Source organism: Streptomyces cirratus (assembly GCF_014650775.1).
GTDB lineage: Bacteria > Actinomycetota > Actinomycetes > Streptomycetales > Streptomycetaceae > Streptomyces > Streptomyces cirratus.
Map to the genome: position 1 here is coordinate 164,977 of NZ_BMVP01000010.1, position 16,686 is coordinate 181,662.

Below are 16,686 nucleotides of genomic sequence, written 5' to 3' on the forward strand. Positions count from 1 at the left end.
TCACACGCTTTTCCCACGGGAGTCACCATGAGTCACCTGGCCCCTCCCGGTCTCAGGCCTTCTTCGGGACCTCCTTGACCGCGGCCTTGGGCCCCGCCGGGGCTGCCTTGGGTGCCTTCGCACTCCATTCGGGGTGTCCCGGCATCGGCGGGGTCGTCGCACCGTACAGCCACGGCTTGAGGAAGGGTTCCAGGTCCCGTCCGGCCTCCCGTGAGGCGAGGCGCACGAAGTCCTCCGTACCGGCGGTGGAGTCCGCGTGCTCGGCGACCCAGCGCCGCTCGACGCGGTCGAAGGCGTCGGCGCCGATCTCCTGGCGCAGGGCGTAGAGGATCAGCGCGGACCCGTCGTAGACCACCGGCCGGAACAGTCCGATCTTCTCCCCGGGCGGGGCCGGCTTCGGCGCCGCCGGGGGGCCGCCGGCCGCCCGCCACTGGTCGGAGCGCTGGTACGCCTCGCGCATGCGCCGCTCCAGGGAGTACTTGCCGAGGCCGTCCGCGTAGAGGGCCTCGTACCAGGTCGCGTGTCCTTCGTTGAGCCAGAGATCGGACCAGGTGCGCGGGGTCACGCTGTCGCCGAACCACTGGTGGGCCAGCTCGTGGACCATGACGGACTCGACGTACCACTCGGGGTAGGCGCCGGCGGTGAACAGGCCGCTCTCGAAGAGCGAGAGGGTCTGGGTCTCCAGCTCGAAGCCGGTCTTGGCGCGCGCGATGAGCACCCCGTAGTTCTCGAAGGGGTAGCGCCCGACGCGCTCTTCCATCCACGCGATGTGCGCGGGGGTCTTCTTGAGCCAGGGTTCCAGCCGCTGCCGGTCTGCGGCGGGCACCACGTCGCGCAGCGGCAGCCCGTGCGGTCCGGTGCCGAACGGCACGGCCGAGGAGCCGACTGAGACCTGGGCGAGCTCGGTGGCCATGGGGTGCAGGGTGCGGTACGTCCAGGTGGTGGGCTGTCCGGAGCGCCGGACCGGGCGGGCGGCGGGCAGTCCGTTGGCGACGGCCGTCAGACCCGCCGGAACGGTGATCCGGAAGGTGAAGAACGCCTTGTCGGCGGGGTGGTCGTTGCAGGGGAAGACCCGGTGGGCGGCGTCGGCTTGGTTGGCCATGGCGAGCCCGTCCTCAGTGGTCACCCAGCCGCCGTCGTCACGGCCGCGCGGGTCGCTGGTGTGCCGTACGACGACGCGCAGCGGCGTGTGCGCGACGACGGGGTGCGCGGGCGTCAGTACGAGGTCCTCCCCGGCGCTCTCGAAGCGCGCGGGCTCACCGTTGACCTCGGCGGACGCGACGGTGCCGTGGGTGAAGTCCAGGTTGACCCGCTCCAGGTCTTCCAGGGCCCGGGCGTCGATGACGGTGACGGCGTCGAGCGGGCTGCGGTTGTCCTTGTAGGTGAGGGACAGGTCGTACGAGAGGACGTCGTAGCCGGGGTTGCCGAGCTCCGGGAAGAGACGGTCACCGATGCCGAGTGCCTTCGGCGGCGGCAGCACCGCGGCGACGAGGGTGAGGGAGGCCGCGGCGAGCAGCGCGGCGCGCAGGCGGGGGGAGGTGAGCTGCATCCACCATCGCTTACCAGTGCCCGGCTCCCCCTTGCGACCGGCGCGCGACGGCGCCACCCGAACGGGGTCGCCGGACCGTGGACCGGCCTACGCGAGGATGCCCGGGCCTGCGTGCGGACCGATGGGCCCGGCTACGCCCTGCTGACGTCGTACACGCCCGGCACGTCGCGCATCGCCCGCATCAGCGCCGGCAGACCCGCAGCGTCCGGAAGCTGGAGGGTGTACGTGTGCCGGACCCGCTGTTCGACGGGCGGCTCGACGGTCGCGGAGACCACCTCGACCCCCTCGCGGGCGATCGCTTCGGTCAGGTCGGCGAGCAGGTGCGGGCGGCCGAACGATTCGGCGAGCAGGGTGACGCGGCAGTCCGCGGTGGCCCGCCAGTGCACGGCGACCGAGGTGCGGCCCACGGCGCGCATCTGGGCCACGGCCGGGCACCGGACGCGGTGCACGGTGACGGCCCCGCCGCGTACGACGAACCCGGCGACGGCGTCGGGCGGCACGGGGGTGCAGCAGCCGGCCAGCCGTACGTGCGCGTTCGGGAGGTCGGCGACGGCGTTGCCGCTGCCTCCGCGCGCCCCCACCACGGACAGGGGCGCCCGCGCGGCGGTGGTGGTGGCCGCGGCGTCGTCGGGGTGGGTTGCGAGCCAGCTGCCGATGGCGATGCGGGCGGCCGGGGTGGCGGCGTGCTCCAGCCAGTCGGCGGCCGGCCCGGAGGAGGAGTCGTGGGAGAGCAGCAGTTGCACGGTGTCGCCGTCGGAGAGCCGGGACGACAGTGAGGTGAGGCGCCCGTTGACGCGGGCGCCGATACAGCCGTGGGCCGCCTCGCCGTACTGGGCGTAGGCGGCGTCGATACAGCTGGCACCGCCAGGCAGGGTCAGGGTGCGCGGGGCGGCGGCGGCGCCGTCCACCGCGAAGACGGTGACTTCCCGGTCCTGGGCGAGTTCGGCGCGCAGGACGGTCCAGAAGGTGTCGGGGTCGGGAGCGGACTGCTGCCAGTCGAGCAGCCGGGACAGCCAGCCGGGCCGGGTGGGGTCGACGCGCTCCTCGTCGCAGTCGGCGGCTTCCCCGGTGGTGTACGGGTTGCCGAGGGCCACCACACCGGCTTCCGCGACGCGGTGCATCTGCCGGGTCCGGACGATGACTTCGGCGACGTGTCCGTCGGGCGTGGCGACTGCGGTGTGCAGCGACTGGTAGAGGTTGAACTTGGGGACGGCGATGAAGTCCTTGAACTCGGAGACCACCGGGGTGAAGCAGGTGTGCAGTTCGCCGAGCACCCCGTAGCAGTCGGCGTTCTCGCCGACGAGGACGAGGATGCGTCCGAAGTCGGAGCCGCGCAGCTCGCCGCGTTTGCGGGAGATGCGGTGGACGGAGACGAAGTGCCGTGGGCGGACGGCCACTTCGGCGGTGATACCGGCATCGCGCAGGACGGCGCGTACGGAGTCCGCGATGGCGGGCAGCGGATCGTTCTCGCCCGCGTGGGCGGCGATGAGCGCGCGGGTCTGCTCGTACTCCTCGGGGTGCAGGATCGCGAAGACGAGGTCTTCCAGCTCGGTCTTGAGGGCCTGTACGCCGAGCCGTTCGGCGAGCGGGATGAGGACGTCGCGGGTGACCTTGGCGATACGGGCCTGTTTGTCGGGGCGCATCACGCCGAGGGTGCGCATGTTGTGGAGCCGGTCGGCGAGTTTGATGGACATGACCCGGACGTCGTTTCCGGTGGCGACGAGCATCTTGCGGAAGGTCTCGGGTTCGGCGGCGGCGCCGTAGTCGATCTTCTCCACCTTGGTGACGCCGTCGACGATGAAGCAGACCTCGTCGCCGAACTCCTCGCGGACCTGTTCGAGCGTCACCTCGGTGTCCTCGACGGTGTCGTGGAGGAGGGACGCCGTCAACGTGGTGGTTTCGGCGCCGAGTTCGGCGAGGATGAGGGTGACGGCGAGGGGGTGTGTGATGTACGGCTCACCGCTCTTGCGCATCTGGCCGCGGTGGGAGGTCTCCGCGAGCAGGTACGCGCGCCGCAGGATGGACAGGTCGGCGTCCGGATGGTGGGCACGGTGGGCTTCCGCGACGTGCCCGATGGCGTCGGGGAGCCGGTCGCGGGACGGCGGGCCGAGCAGGGCGGCGCGTCCGAGTCGGCGCAGGTCAAGCCTGCTGCGGCTCCGTCTGCGCAGCTCAGGGCGCGCTTCGGGGTGTGCTTCGGGGTTCGTGGCCTCTGCACTCATGGGAACCTCCGGCGGCTTCGACCGGCGGTGGCGGGCATGGGGTGAGCCCTCAGGGCCGGTGCCTGATGTTACCGACCCCACCACGTGCCGCAGTCCACCTCTCGCACAGCGTGAAACGGATCACCCATTAGAGGGAAGCTCCCCGACAACGCCTAGGCGAAGGCGGTTTGGGTGAGCCAGCCCGCCTCGAACTCTCCCGAGGCCACGATGACGGCGGGTCCGGTCATGTCGATCCGGCCGTCGGGGTGTTCGGTGATGAGGAGCGTCCCGCCGGGGAGGTCGACGGTGTAGGTGACGGGCTGCCCGGTGCGGGCCGGGTCGGCGCCGTCCCGGCGGATGGCGGCCACGGCGACGGCGCACGCGCCGGTGCCGCAGGAGCGGGTCTCGCCGGAGCCGCGCTCGTGGACGCGCATGGCGACGTGCCGGGGGCCGCGGTCGACGACGAACTCGACGTTGACCCCTGTGGGGTAGGCGGACGCCGGGCTGAACGGCGGGGCGGTGTACAGGTCTCCGGCGTCGTCGAGGCTTTCAACGAACGCCACCGCGTGCGGGTTCCCCATGTTCACGTTCCGCGCGGGCCAGGTGCGCTCGCCGACGGAGACGGTGACGTCGCCCTCGGGCAGTTCGGCGCGGCCCATCGACACGGTGACGTCGCCGGTCTTGTCGAGGTGCACGTGCTTGACGCCGCCGCGGGTGGCGACGGCGAGGTCGCCGGGCTCGACGTGGCCGGCGTGCTCGAGGTAGCGGGCGAAGACGCGCACGCCGTTGCCGCACATCTCGGCGATGGAGCCGTCGCTGTTGCGGTAGTCCATGAACCATTCGGCTTCGTCGGCCATGTGCGCGGCCTCGGGGTGGGCGGCGGACCGCACCACATGCAGCACTCCGTCCGCACCGATGCCGGCCCGGCGGTCGCAGAGCTTGGCGACGGCGCCCTCGGGCAGCTCGATGGCGTTGTCCGGGTCCGGGACGATCACGAAGTCGTTCTCGGTTCCGTGGCCCTTGAGGAAGGAGAGGGTGCTGTGCGTCACGGGCCCATCGTAAGCGACGGGCCTCAGCGCAGCCGGGCCACCCGGTACACGGCCAGCGCTACGACGACCAGCGCGACCAGCGCGTACAGCGCGGCCATGCGCCAGTCGGGGATGCGGCTGCCGCCCCGGGGCCGGAGCCCGGGCAGGCTGTAGCCGACCCGGCGCGCGGCCATCATTCCCCAGCCGGCGGCGCAGGCGCTGATGAGGAAGCCGAGCATGGCGACCACGGCTCCGCCGTCACCGAACTCGAAGGCGAGGGGGAAGGCGAACATGAGCGAGCCGGCGGCGGCCAGCATCACGATGGGGGTGAGCTGCCAGATCCGCAGGCGACGCTGCGGGCGCAGTTCGACCTCGAACTCGGGGCCGGTGGCGCCCTCGGCCGGGGCGTCCGGGCCGTCGGGGGTCAGCCGCGCGGGGTCGGCGGGCAGCCCGAGCGAGCCGGGACCGTCGGGCCCGGCCGACTGCGGCCCGGGCTCCTGTCGGGGCACCGGCCCGGAGGCAGGGTCCACACCGGACGGCCCGGCGAACTGCGCTGCGGGCCCTGCAAGGGCCGGAGCGGGCCCGGCAGAGTCCGCGGTCCCGCTGTGAAGCATCGGGTCCGCTTCCTGTCCGGTGTCTTCCCGCCCAGTGTCACGAGGGCCGGCCTCCATAGCCACGCGCCCTCCCCACTCGGACTTCGTACGCCGCTGTTCAGCAGTTTGATGATGGCATGGTCCAGAGGCCGAGACGGGCGCACGGGGCTTCCCGATGCCATCACGTGATCAGGCTGTGACCGCTCGTTCGACCAACGACTGCGCGAGTCCGGGGAGTTCCCCCCGGTCCGCGGCCGCTCCGCTGAGCCAGTGCACGCGCGGGTCCCGGCGGAACCAGGAGTCCTGGCGGCGGGCGAACCGCTTGGTGGCCCGTACGGTCTCGGCCCTCGCCTCGTCCTCGGTGCACTCGCCCGCGAGGGCGGCCAGCACCTGCTGGTACCCCAGCGCACGGGAGGCGGTGATCCCCTCGCGCAGCCCCCGGGCCTCCAGCGTCCGGACCTCGTCGACCAGCCCGGCCTCCCACATCCGGTCCACCCGCAGGGCGATCCGCTCGTCCAGCTCCGGCCTGGCCACGTCGACGCCGATCTGGACCGTGTCGTAGACGGACTCGTGGCCCGGCAGGTTGGCGGTGTACGGCTGCCCGGTGATCTCGATGACCTCCAGGGCGCGGACGATCCGGCGGCCGTTGCTGGGCAGGATGGCGTGGGCGGCGTCCGGGTCGACGGCGGCCAGCCGGGCGTGCAGGGCGCCGGGGCCGCGCAGGGTGAGCTCGTCCTCCAGGCGGGCCCGCACGGCCGGGTCGGTGCCGGGGAAGTCCATGGCGTCGAGCGCGGCGCGGACGTACAGCCCGGAGCCTCCGACGAGGACCGGTGTGCGGCCCTCGGCGAGCAGGGCGTCGATCTCCGCGCGGGCGAGGCGCTGGTACTCGGCGACGCTCGCGGTCTCGGTGACGTCCCAGACGTCGAGGAGGTGGTGCGGGACCCCTCCGCGTTCTTCGGGCGTCAGCTTGGCGGTGCCGATGTCCATCCCCCGGTACAGCTGCATGGAGTCCGCGTTGACGACCTCCCCGCCGAAGTGGTGGGCCAGGGCTACGCCCAGGTCGGACTTTCCGGCCGCGGTGGGACCGACGACGGCGATGACCCGCGGGGCGGGAGCTGCATTCCTCACTGCCACAGTCTCGCAAACCCTGCGGCGGATACCCGATCGAGTGACGTGACGGGATGTGGTCGGAGTCGTTGCCTTGGCGGGGTTCCGGGCCCGGCACGCCCGGGGGAGGCCGGTCCGGCCAAGGCGGAACTCCACTCACACGAAGAACGTTTATGGGAGTAGACATGGGTGTTTTCAGCCGGTTTTTTGGCCGTAAGGATCAGGGTTCGACCGAAGAGGCCGCTCCCGGAGAAGTGACGGCCACGCCCGAGGAAGCGGAGGCAGTGGTGGCTGAGGCGGAGGGTCCGGCGGCGGAAGCCGTGGAGATCCCGAAGCAGCAGTCGGTGGAGGCCGCCGCGGACAGCGAGACCGGCGAGGGCGCCCGTACGTAGCCCCCGGCAATGGAAGGTGACCCATGGGCCTCTTTGACAATCTGAAAGCCAAGCTCGGGCCGGCCAAGGACAAGGTCGGCGACCTCGCGCAGCAGCACGAGGGCAAGATCGGCGAGGGTCTGGACAAGGTGGCCAAGGTCGTGGACTCCAAGACCAAGGGCAAGTACAGCGACCAGATCACGACCGGCACGAGCAAGGCGAAGGGTGCTCTGGGCAAGATCGCCCACAAGGACGATCCCGGTCACGGTCCCGGCGGGCCGACGCCGCCGGCGACCGGCTGAGCCGTCCGCGAAGGGGTGCGGTGGAGGTGCGGTGGACCCCGCGCCCCTTCGGCATGACGCCGTCGGGCGGATCAGGACCAGGCGGCGACGAAGTAACCCACCCCGTACGGGGCGTCCTCGTACAGCAGCCGGCCGCCGAGTCCCGCACCCTCCGCGGCGCCCGCGAGGACCTGCCAGGGCGCCCGGCCGGCGGCCTGGAGTTCGGCGGCGAGCGTGAGGTCGAGCGCGGCGAGGGCGGCCGTGTCGGCGGTGGCGAGGGCCGAAGCGGCCGCGGCGTCGAAGGCTTCGGCCCGCTCGTCGAGGTAGCCGGGCGCCTTCAGGGTCCGGCAGGCGCTGCCGTCGCCCATGACGAGCAGGGCGACCCGCTCGTCCCGTACGGCGAGGTCGCGGCCCGTGCGCAGGGCCTCCCCGGTCGCCAGGGTCTGGTCCACCGCGAGCCCCTCGACGGGCGCGGCCCCCCAGCGCGCGTGCTCCAGCAGCCAGGCGCCGACGGCCAGGGTGAGCGGCAGCGGCCGCGCGCCGGCGTCCGGTCCGTCACCGAGCCGTACGCCGGAGTCGACCCCGAAGCCGTGGAAGCCGCCCCGGGAGCCCTGGGGGTACGGGCCGTCCTGCCCGGACCCGGCGGCGCCCACCACGACCAGCAAGCCGGGGCGGGAGGCCGCGAGCACGGCGATGGCGTCGGAGCAGGCGGTGCGGGCACCGTCCAGTTCGGCGGCGGCCCCTGCGGCGACCTCCGGCACGAGGAGCGGCGGGGCGGGACAGACGGCAGCGGCTACGAGCATGATCCGCAGCCTAGCCGGGCGCGGACCGGCGCGGGGCCCTTGCGGGGAGCCCGGCCGGAGCCCGGCGCGGCGTCGGTCGGCGGCGCGGGATCAGGCGGTCACGGCGCAGCCGGAGCTGGCCGGCGGCAGCGGGGCCGGGACGCCCAGGGTGGGGATGCCGAGCATGACCCCCGCCGGCTGGGCCGGGGCGGCGTTGCGCTTCTCCCACGCGTCGCCGGCGCGGGTGCGCCGCACGGAGCGCGCCGGGCCTTCGGCGAGCAGGTGGTGCGGGGCGGCGTAGGTGATGTCGACGGTCACGACGTCACCGGGGCGGACGTCCTCGTCCGGCTTGGTGAAGTGCACGAGGCGGTTGTCGGGGGCGCGGCCGGAGAGCCGGTGCGTGGCGCCGTCCTTGCGGCCCTCGCCCTCCGCGACCATGACTTCGAGGGTGCGGCCGACCTGCTTCTTGTTCTCCTCCCAGGAGATCTCCTCCTGGAGGGCGACCAGGCGCATGTACCGCTCCTGGACGACTTCCTTGGGGATCTGTCCCTCCATGTCCGCGGCGGGCGTGCCGGGGCGCTTGGAGTACTGGAAGGTGAAGGCGTTCGCGAAGCGGGCCTCGCGCACCGTGTGCATCGTCTGCTGGAAGTCCTCCTCGGTCTCGCCGGGGAAGCCGACGATGATGTCGGTGGAGATCGCCGCGTGCGGGATCGCGGCGCGCACCTTCTCGATGATGCCGAGGAAGCGCTCCTGCCGGTACGAGCGGCGCATGGCCTTGAGGATCGGGTCCGAGCCGGACTGGAGCGGCATGTGCAGCTGCGGCATCACGTTCGGGGTCTCGGCCATCGCCGCGATCACGTCGTCGGTGAAGTCGCGCGGGTGCGGGGAGGTGAACCGGACCCGCTCGAGGCCGTCGATCTGTCCGCACGCACGCAGCAGCTTCGAGAAGGCCTCGCGGTCACCGAGGTCGGAGCCGTAGGCGTTGACGTTCTGGCCGAGCAGGGTGATCTCCGAGACGCCCTCGGCGACCAGGGCCTCCACCTCCGCCAGGATGTCGCCGGGCCGGCGGTCCTCCTCCTTGCCGCGCAGCGCGGGGACGATGCAGAAGGTGCAGGTGTTGTTGCAGCCGACGGAGATCGAGACCCAGGCGGCGTAGGCGGACTCGCGGCGGGTCGGCAGCGTCGAGGGGAAGGCCTCCAACGACTCGGCGATCTCGACCTGTGCCTCTTCCTGGACGCGGGCGCGCTCCAGCAGGACGGGCAGCTTGCCGATGTTGTGGGTGCCGAAGACGACGTCGACCCACGGGGCCCGCCGGACGATCGTGTCGCGGTCCTTCTGCGCGAGGCAGCCGCCGACGGCGATCTGCATGCCGGGGCGCTTGTTCTTCATCGGGGCGAGCCGGCCGAGGTTGCCGTACAGCTTGTTGTCGGCGTTCTCTCGCACGGCGCAGGTGTTGAACACGACGACGTCGGCGTCGCCGTCCGAGCCCTCGGGCGCCCGCGTGTAGCCGGCGTCCTCCAGCAGACCGGAAAGCCGCTCGGAGTCGTGCACGTTCATCTGGCACCCGTAGGTGCGCACCTCGTAAGTTCCCTTGACGTCCACTGCCGTGCTCCGGTCGCTGCTGCTGGTCATGGAACAAGGGTAGGCGCTCCCCGGAAGCCCTCCGGCCCGCAGGGCCGCGGGGCGGAGGGTCCCCGTGGGGGGGCGGCCGGGCCGTGACAGGACGCCGGGCGGGGTGGCAGGATCGCCGGCGTGCACCTCGTACCGCCCCGCGTGAGCCGGCGTCGCGCCCTGTGGGGCCTGGCGGCGCTGCTTGCCGTGGCCGGGCTGCTGGTGTGGTGGCTGAGGCCCTTCGGGGCGCCCGAGCCCAGCGGGAGCCTCACGTTCAGCACGGGCGTCCGTACCGGCGTCTACCACCGCTACGGCGAACTGCTGGAGCAGGCGCTCGCGACGGACATGCCCCGCGTGAAGGTGCGGCTGGAGCCCAGCGAGGGCTCCCAGCAGAACCTCCAGCGGGTGGCCGCCGGGGAGGCCGGCTTCACCATCGCGACGGCGGACGCGGTCGCCAAGTACCGGCTCGACGGCAAACCGGGGGCCGAGCGGCTGCGGGGCGTCGCACGGCTCTACGACGACTACGTGCAGCTGGTGGTGCCCGCCGGGTCACCGGTGCAGTCGGCGCGTGACCTCAAGGGGAAGCGGGTCGCGGTCGGCCAGGCCGGGTCCGGGGTGCGGCTGATCTCCGACCGGCTGCTGGCGGCGGCCGATCTGGACCCGGCGCGGGACATCACCCCGGTGTCGATAGGCATCGACACCATGCCCGCGGAACTGGAGGCCGGGCGGATCGACGCGTTCTTCTGGTCCGGCGGCCTGCCGACCAACGCGGTACGGGAACTGTCCGAGCGCTACGAGATCCGGCTCGTGCAGCTGGGCGACCTCGTCGAACGGCTCCAGGGCAGCGGCACCCCGTCCCGCTACTACCGGGCGGCGGTGATGCCGCAGGACGCGTACGCACGGGCCCGCAACACTTCGGCGGTCGCCACGCTGGCGGTGCCGAACCTGCTGGTGACCAGGGACGACAGCAGTCCCGAGCTGACCGAGCGGTTCACCCGGACGGTCATTTCGAGCCGGGACCGGATCGGGCACGAGGTGCACGCCGCGCAGCTGGTGGACCTGCGGACGGCGATCTACACCGATCCGCTGGCGTTGCACGAGGGCGCGGCGCGCTACTACCGCTCGGTCAAGCCGTAGGCGGGGCGGTCCGCCCGTTCAGCAGCATCGTCGCCGCGGCGGCCGCGCCGATCAGGCCCGCGTCGGTCCCGAGGCTCGCGGGGACGACCCGCAGGTCCCGTACGAAGGACAGGGTCGCGTAGGAGGCCAGGTGCCGCCGTACCGGTTCGAAGAGGGTGTCCCCTGAGGCGGCGACACCGCCCCCGATGACCGCGATGCCGGTCTCCACCAGGGTCGCGGTGGCCGCGATGGCGGCGGCGAGGGCCCGGCCCGCCCGGTCGAACGCGGCGACGGCGACGGGCTCCCCTGCCCGGGCGGCGGCGGCCACCCCGGCGGCGGTGGCGTCCTGGTCCCCGGCCGGAGTCCAGCCCTGGGAGCGGGCCCAGCGGGCGATGGCCGTGCCGGAGGCGATGGATTCGACGCATCCCCGGCCGCCGCAGACGCACGGCTCGCCGTCGAAGGCGACGCTGATGTGGCCGATGTGGCCGGCGTTGCCGGTGGGACCGGGGTGGAGCCGGTTGTTCAGGACGAGGCCGCCGCCGACGCCGGTGGAGACCACCATGCACAGGGCGTCGGCATGGCCCCGGGCCGCGCCCAGCCAGTGCTCGGCCGCCGTCATGGCCACGCCGTCACCCGCCAGGACGGCCGGGATCCGCGCTCCGTGGGCCGCCAGCTCCGCCGAGACCCGCGCGAGGACGGGGAACCCGCGCCAGGCGGCGATGTTGACCGGGCTGACGGTGCCGCGCGAGGTGTCGACCGGGCCGGCGCTGCCGACGCCGCAGCGGACCACCGACGGCCACAGCGGGCTCCGCGCGAGGTCGGCGACGACTTCGGCGACGGCGGCCATCACCCCCTCGGCGTCGGTCCCGCGCGGGGTCGGCCGACGGGTGGTGGCCGTCATCGAACCGTCGGGGTGCACCAGCGCGCCGGCGATCTTCGTCCCGCCTATGTCGATCGCCACGCTGAGGCCGTCGGCCGGGCCGGGGCCGCGGTGCGCGGAGGGGGCGGTGGGGGAAGTGGTCACGGCTGCGCTCCTGGAAGGGGTCGGGGTTCAGTATGCGACCGGGGCCTGCGCCGTACTGTCGCGGGGTTCCAGCCGGGGCAGCTCGCTCTCCCGCACCCGCGGCGGGCCCCCGGCCAGGACGGCGAGCAGCTCCTCGGCCGCGAGCCGGCCGAAGCCCGCCGTGTCACGGACGAGGGCGGTCAGCCGGGGATGGGTGACCCGGCACAGGGCCGAGTCGTCCCAGGCCACCAGCGAGAGCCGGGCTGGGACGGGGATCCCGAGCCCGGCGGCGACGGCGGCGCCGGCCACCGCCATCACGTCGTTGTCGTAGACGAGCGCGGTGGGCGGCTCCGGGTCGGCGAGGACCCGCCGGGTGGCGGCGGCGCCCTCGGCGTCGGAGTAGTCGGTCACCACCGACCGGACCTGGGCGGGGTCCAGGCCGTGCCGCTCCGACCAGGCACGCAGCGAGGCCATCCGGCGGGCGGTGTGGGCGAGGGCGGGCAGACCCGCGACGTGCGTGATCCGGCGGTGTCCGAGCCGGTGGAGGTGGTCCAGTACCTGTGCCATGGCTCCGGCGTCGTCCGCCCAGATGGTGGACAGGGTGGCGGGCGGCTGCGCCCGGCCGTCGGGGCCGTCCGGTCCCGACGCCGCCGCCACGGCGGGCACCGTGGCCGCCGTGGCCGCCGTGGCCGTTTGCGCCGCCGTCTGCGTCGTCTGCGTCTGCGTCGTGCCGACCATCACGGCCGGGAGGCCGAGTCCGGTCAGGAGTTCCGGCCGGGGATCCTGCGTACGCGGGTCCACGACGATGACTCCGTCCACGCGCCGTTCCGCCCACCAGCGCCGGTAGACCGCGCACTCCGCGTCGATGTCCTCCACCACCTGGAACAGGAGCGCGATCCGCCCGGCCGCCAGCACCTCCTGTATGCCGGAGACGAGTTGGAGGAAGAACGACTCCACCCCGAGGGTGTGCGCGGGCCGGGCCAGGACCAGCCCGACCACGCCGGCGCGCGCCCCGGACAGGGCGCGCGCCGCGCTGTTGGGCTGCCAGCCGAGCTCTTCGGCGACGCGCCGGATCCTGGCCCGGGTGTCCTGGGAGACACCCGGCCGGCCGTTGAGGGCGAAGGAGACGGCGCTCTGCGACACCTCGGCCCGGCGGGCGATGTCCTTGATGGTGGGTCTGCGGGCCATGACCGGCTCATCCTCCTGCGGTGGCGCGAACTGCGATGGCCGGACCGTACGCGATCCGGCCCGGACAGACCGCCTCCCCCGCAGTTCCCCTCCGATTTCGAACTGCACGCGCCGTCAGGGCAGTTCGTCCCGGAGCGCCACGCACCGAGTGGACCGGGCACGTACACGTCCCGATGCGGACGAGGCCGTCGTCCAGCAGACCGGACCGGCCCTTCCGGCGTGAATCGCCCTGTTGACTTGCCCCTGAACTCCCGGCAGTTTTCCCGGGGTCCGGTGAATTCCTCCGAACTCCGGGACCCTCATGCCCGACGGCCTTCCCCTCCCGCGTCCCAGCCGCCCCCCGCGCTTCGGCGTCAACTACACGCCCGCGCGGGGCTGGTTCCACCACTGGCTGGACTTCGACCTCGGCGACGTACGCGCCGACCTCGACTCCATCGCCGCCCTCGGCCTGGACCACGTCCGCGTCTTCCCGCTCTGGCCGGTGTTCCAGCCGAACCGCACGCTGATCCGGCCGCGCGCGGTCGAGCAGCTGGTCGCGCTCGCCGACGCGGCCGCCGAGCGAGGGCTGGACGTCGCCGTGGACGGCCTGCAAGGGCACCTGTCGAGCTTCGACTTCCTGCCCGCGTGGACCGGAACCTGGCACCGGCGCAACATCTTCCGCGACCCCGATGTGGTCGCCGCCCAGGAGGAGTACCTGACCACGCTGGCCGCCGCCCTCGCGGACCGGTCCAACTTCCTCGGCATGACCGTGGGCAACGAGATCAACCAGTTCGCCGGCGCCCCGCACCCCGACCCCGACCGCATCGACGCCGCCCAGGCCGCGCGCTGGCTGGAGCGGATGCTGGCCGCCTGCGACAAGGGCGCTCCCGGGCGGTTCCACGTGCACGCCGAGTACGACGCCGCCTGGTACCAGGACGGGCACCCCTTCACCCCGGCCCAGGCGGCCCGGCTGGGCGCGGCCACCACCGTGCACTCCTGGGTGTTCAACGGCACGGCGCAGCGCCACGGGGCCGCCGGGACGGCGACCGAGCACCACGCCGCGTACCTGATCGAGCTCGCCAAGGCGTGGGCGCTGGACCCGTACCGGCCGGTGTGGCTCCAGGAAGTGGGGGCCCCGGCCCCGCTGGTCCCTCCCGAGGGGGCGGCGCGCTTCACCGAGGCCACCGTGGCGAACGCGCTGGACTGCCCGGACGTGTGGGGCGTGACCTGGTGGTGCTCGCACGACGTGTCCCGGGAGCTGGCGGACTTCCCGGCGCTGGAGTACGACCTCGGCCTGCTCACCAACGACCACCGGGTCAAGCCCGCCGGAGCCGCGCTGGCCCGGATCGCCGCCTCGTGGCGGGGGCGCGCGCACCGGCCGCCGCCCCGCTCGACCGCGCTCGCGCTCGACGTCGGCGGGGCGGAGGCCGCGCCGGGCAGGTCGGTGTGCGGGCCGGGCGGGGCGTTCTTCGAGGCCTGGGCGGCGCTGACCGCCCGGGGGCAGCGCCCGGCGGTGGTCCTGGCCGAGCTGGCCCGGGACCCGGCGCACCTTTCGGCGCGCGGCATCACCGAGGTACTGCACGTGCACGACGTGACCGGCACCGCCTGACCCTGCCCCGCGACGCACCGCCCGAGGAGCCCCCGTGCCCGAGCCCGGCAGCAGCGCCGAACCCTTTGCACCCGAACCCGGCACACCCCGAGCCGGCACACTTGAACCCGGCACACCCGCACCCCGTACACCCCAACCCGGCACCCCCGCACCCGGTACGGCCGACGCCCGAGCCCCCCGCGCACGGCCGGCCCGGCGGGAGGTGCTCACCGCAGGGGCCGCCGCGGGCGCGGCCGCCCTCCTCGGCGCGGGCACCCCGGCCCGAGCCGCCGCCGCACCCGCCACACCGGCCCTGCCCGTCACTGCGGCCACCCCCACCCTGGCCCCGTACGCCTCCTACTGGTTCCCGGACTCGCTCCCCCCGGGCGTCCCCGGTCCCGGGATCACCTGGCGCTCCCTCACACAGTGGACGCCCGAATCGGACCCCGACCTGGCCCACAACACCGCGAGCGTCCCCCTCGCACCCCGCTTCGCCCCGGTGCCGCCGAATCCGGGCGCCCGCGCCGGCCAGGCCCGTATCGCCGCGCTGGTCTCCTTCGCGCCGACCGCGGCGAACCCCTCCCAGGGTTCCGCGACCGCCGACCACTACGCCCTCACCCACTGGGCGTACCTCGACGAGCTGGTGTTCTGGGGCGGCTCCGCCGGCGAGGGCATCGTGCTCGCGCCGAACGCACCCGTCGTCGACGCCGCCCACCGCAACGGCGTCCCGGTCCTGGGCAACGTGTTCCTGCCGCCCGTCGCGTACGGCGGCGACCTCCAGTGGACCCGGGACCTCGTCCAACGGGACCCGCTGGGCCGTTTCCCGGTCGCGGACAAGCTCGTCGCGGTGGCGCGGGCCTATGGCTTCGACGGCTGGTTCGTCAACGCCGAGACCGACGGCGGGGACAGCGCCCTCGCCACCCGCATGCGGGAGTTCCTGCGCGCGCTGCGCGCCGCGGGCGAGCCGCACGGCCTGCGGATCACCTGGTACGACGCGATGAACAGCACCGGCCGGGTCGGCTGGCAGGGCGAACTGAACGCCCTCAACCAGGAGTTCTTCGAGGACCGGGCCGGCCCGGTCGCGGACGCGGTGTTCGTGGACTTCCGCTGGGACGCGCGCTCCTTGGCGGCCTCCGGCGCGCTCGCCGAGCGGCTGGGCCGCAGCCGCCACGAGTTGTGGGCGGCCGTGGACACCGAGTCCCGGGGCTGGGACGCGCCCGTCGACTGGGACGCCATCGTCCCGCGCGGGCGCGACCACGTCGTCAGCTACGGCTTCTACCGGCCCGAGTGGACGCTCGGCCACCTCACCGACCGCTCCCCCGGCGCCTTCCACGAGGCCGACGACCGCTTCTGGACGGGCGCCTCCCTCGACCCGGCCCGCCCCGCGCCCGAAGCCGGCTGGAGGGCTCCGGCGACCGCCGTGGCGGACCGCTCGACCGTCGTCGCGCTGCCCTTCGCCTGCGCCTTCAACACCGGGCACGGGCTGCGCTGGTACGAGGACGGGAAGGTCACCTCGGACGCGCCGTGGAACCACCTCGGGCTCCAGGACCGGCTCCCGGGCCGCCGCTGGGTGGTGGACACAGCAGGGCAACGCCCCGCCGTGACGCTGGACTTCGCCGGAGCCTGGCGCGGCGGCTCCAGCCTGCTCGTGGCGGGCGGGCTGAGCGCCCCGGCCGTGATCGGCCTGCACTGCACCCGCCTGCCGCTGTCCGGCCGCACCGTCGTGGAACTGGTCCATGCCACCGAGTCGGGGACGGTGGCGGTGGAGGTCGGGATCGCGCTGCGCGAGCCCGCCGCCCCGGGCGAGCCGCTCCCCTACCGCTGGCTCAAGGCCGCGACCCGCAGCGCCGGGTACGGCTGGCTGCGCGCCCGGGCCGTGCTCGACGCGCCGCGCGGGACGACCGCGTACGCGATCGCCGTACGGATCACCCCGCGCGGGACGATGCCGGTGCGCTGGCGGCTCGGGGCCCTGTCGGTGCGCGACACCGCAGCGCAGCGGCCCCCGGCCGCCCCGAGTGCCCTGGGAGTGGACGCCTCGGCCCAGCGGGACGGCACGGCCTGGCTCCGCCTCTCCTGGCACCGGGCAGCCGGGCCGGTCCGCCACTACGAGGTGCACCGGCGCCTGCCCGACGGCGCCCGGCGCTTCCTCGGCGGCACCTGCGGCACAGCCCTGTACCTGCCCGCCGTCACCCGCTCCGGCGCGGAGCCCGCGGCGGCGTTCGAGGTCCGGGCCGTGGACGAGCTGTACGCCGTCTCCGGCGCGGCCCGCACCACCCTGCGGTGGGCCTGAGC

13 protein-coding genes are annotated in these 16,686 nt (G+C 74.0%); 4 read left to right on the forward strand and 9 right to left on the reverse strand.

The genetic code is table 11. From position 1 onward, the window contains the following. Positions 1-52: 52 nt before the first annotated feature. The 5 genes from IE207_RS23305 to miaA form a co-directional block, all read right to left on the reverse strand. Positions 53-1,549: a M1 family metallopeptidase gene (locus IE207_RS23305; RefSeq protein ID WP_190186223.1), complete on the reverse strand. Its 1,497-nt coding sequence runs from the start codon at positions 1,547-1,549 to the stop codon at positions 53-55. Between the two features lie 131 nt (positions 1,550-1,680). Continuing rightward, positions 1,681-3,768 carry a RelA/SpoT family protein gene (locus tag IE207_RS23310; protein ID WP_190186224.1) on the reverse strand — a complete coding sequence of 696 codons (2,088 nt, stop codon included), beginning with the start codon at positions 3,766-3,768 and terminating at the stop codon, positions 1,681-1,683. A 152-nt stretch (positions 3,769-3,920) separates the two neighbouring features. After that, entirely contained in the window at positions 3,921-4,796 is an 876-nt protein-coding gene (gene dapF / locus IE207_RS23315) for a diaminopimelate epimerase (protein WP_190186225.1), read from the reverse strand. Positions 4,797-4,819: 23 nt separating this feature from the next. Beyond that, entirely contained in the window at positions 4,820-5,446 is a 627-nt protein-coding gene (locus tag IE207_RS34175) for a hypothetical protein (RefSeq protein ID WP_190186280.1), read from the reverse strand. A 111-nt stretch (positions 5,447-5,557) separates the two neighbouring features. Then, on the reverse strand, positions 5,558-6,496 hold the full coding sequence (gene miaA / locus IE207_RS23325) for a tRNA (adenosine(37)-N6)-dimethylallyltransferase MiaA (protein ID WP_190186226.1): 939 nt from the start codon (positions 6,494-6,496) through the stop codon (positions 5,558-5,560). 394 nt (positions 6,497-6,890) lie between these two features. On the opposite strand from miaA, the gene IE207_RS23335 reads away from it, so the two are divergent. Beyond that, on the forward strand, positions 6,891-7,148 hold the full coding sequence (locus IE207_RS23335; protein WP_190186228.1) for an antitoxin: 258 nt from the start codon (positions 6,891-6,893) through the stop codon (positions 7,146-7,148). Positions 7,149-7,219: 71 nt separating this feature from the next. Here the strand turns inward: IE207_RS23335 and IE207_RS23340 are convergent, their stop codons facing one another. Together IE207_RS23340 and miaB are read right to left on the reverse strand one after the other, a co-directional pair. After that, positions 7,220-7,930 carry a class III extradiol ring-cleavage dioxygenase family protein gene (locus IE207_RS23340; RefSeq protein ID WP_190186229.1) on the reverse strand — a complete coding sequence of 237 codons (711 nt, stop codon included), beginning with the start codon at positions 7,928-7,930 and terminating at the stop codon, positions 7,220-7,222. A gap of 90 nt (positions 7,931-8,020) precedes the next feature. Continuing rightward, a complete protein-coding gene (miaB, locus tag IE207_RS23345) occupies positions 8,021-9,541 on the reverse strand; it encodes a tRNA (N6-isopentenyl adenosine(37)-C2)-methylthiotransferase MiaB (protein WP_190186230.1) in 1,521 nt (506 codons plus the stop codon). 120 nt (positions 9,542-9,661) lie between these two features. On the opposite strand from miaB, the gene IE207_RS23350 reads away from it, so the two are divergent. After that, the gene (locus tag IE207_RS23350; protein WP_190186231.1) at positions 9,662-10,657 is read left to right on the forward strand and encodes a TAXI family TRAP transporter solute-binding subunit; all 996 of its coding nucleotides are present in this window, start codon (positions 9,662-9,664) and stop codon (positions 10,655-10,657) included. Here IE207_RS23350 and IE207_RS23355 read toward each other — a convergent pair. Both IE207_RS23355 and IE207_RS23360 read right to left on the reverse strand, forming a co-directional pair. Further along, the gene (locus IE207_RS23355) at positions 10,647-11,660 is read right to left on the reverse strand and encodes an ROK family protein (protein WP_373304757.1); all 1,014 of its coding nucleotides are present in this window, start codon (positions 11,658-11,660) and stop codon (positions 10,647-10,649) included. The two genes, IE207_RS23350 and IE207_RS23355, sit on opposite strands and share 11 nt — an antisense overlap. A 27-nt stretch (positions 11,661-11,687) precedes the next feature. Beyond that, positions 11,688-12,827 carry a LacI family DNA-binding transcriptional regulator gene (locus IE207_RS23360; RefSeq protein ID WP_190186232.1) on the reverse strand — a complete coding sequence of 380 codons (1,140 nt, stop codon included), beginning with the start codon at positions 12,825-12,827 and terminating at the stop codon, positions 11,688-11,690. Positions 12,828-13,128: 301 nt separating this feature from the next. Between IE207_RS23360 and IE207_RS23365 the strand changes: the two genes are divergently transcribed. Together IE207_RS23365 and IE207_RS23370 are read left to right on the forward strand one after the other, a co-directional pair. Continuing rightward, a complete protein-coding gene (locus IE207_RS23365; RefSeq protein WP_190186233.1) occupies positions 13,129-14,415 on the forward strand; it encodes a glycoside hydrolase 5 family protein in 1,287 nt (428 codons plus the stop codon). 202 nt (positions 14,416-14,617) lie between these two features. Continuing rightward, positions 14,618-16,684 carry an endo-beta-N-acetylglucosaminidase gene (locus IE207_RS23370; RefSeq protein ID WP_190186234.1) on the forward strand — a complete coding sequence of 689 codons (2,067 nt, stop codon included), beginning with the start codon at positions 14,618-14,620 and terminating at the stop codon, positions 16,682-16,684. The last annotated feature ends 2 nt before the right edge of the window (positions 16,685-16,686 follow it).

What these genes read in the sequence shown, in the direction of transcription:
- miaB (WP_190186230.1), bottom strand. Translation starts at nt 9,541, where the DNA reads ATGACCAGCAGCAGCGACCGGAGCACGGCAGTGGACGTCAAGGGAACT.
- IE207_RS23310 (WP_190186224.1), bottom strand. Translation starts at nt 3,768, where the DNA reads ATGAGTGCAGAGGCCACGAACCCCGAAGCACACCCCGAAGCGCGCCCT.
- IE207_RS23365 (WP_190186233.1), top strand. Translation starts at nt 13,129, where the DNA reads ATGCCCGACGGCCTTCCCCTCCCGCGTCCCAGCCGCCCCCCGCGCTTC.
- IE207_RS23305 (WP_190186223.1), bottom strand. Translation starts at nt 1,549, where the DNA reads ATGCAGCTCACCTCCCCCCGCCTGCGCGCCGCGCTGCTCGCCGCGGCC.
- IE207_RS23340 (WP_190186229.1), bottom strand. Translation starts at nt 7,930, where the DNA reads ATGCTCGTAGCCGCTGCCGTCTGTCCCGCCCCGCCGCTCCTCGTGCCG.
- IE207_RS34175 (WP_190186280.1), bottom strand. Translation starts at nt 5,446, where the DNA reads ATGGAGGCCGGCCCTCGTGACACTGGGCGGGAAGACACCGGACAGGAA.
- IE207_RS23360 (WP_190186232.1), bottom strand. Translation starts at nt 12,827, where the DNA reads ATGGCCCGCAGACCCACCATCAAGGACATCGCCCGCCGGGCCGAGGTG.
- IE207_RS23335 (WP_190186228.1), top strand. Translation starts at nt 6,891, where the DNA reads ATGGGCCTCTTTGACAATCTGAAAGCCAAGCTCGGGCCGGCCAAGGAC.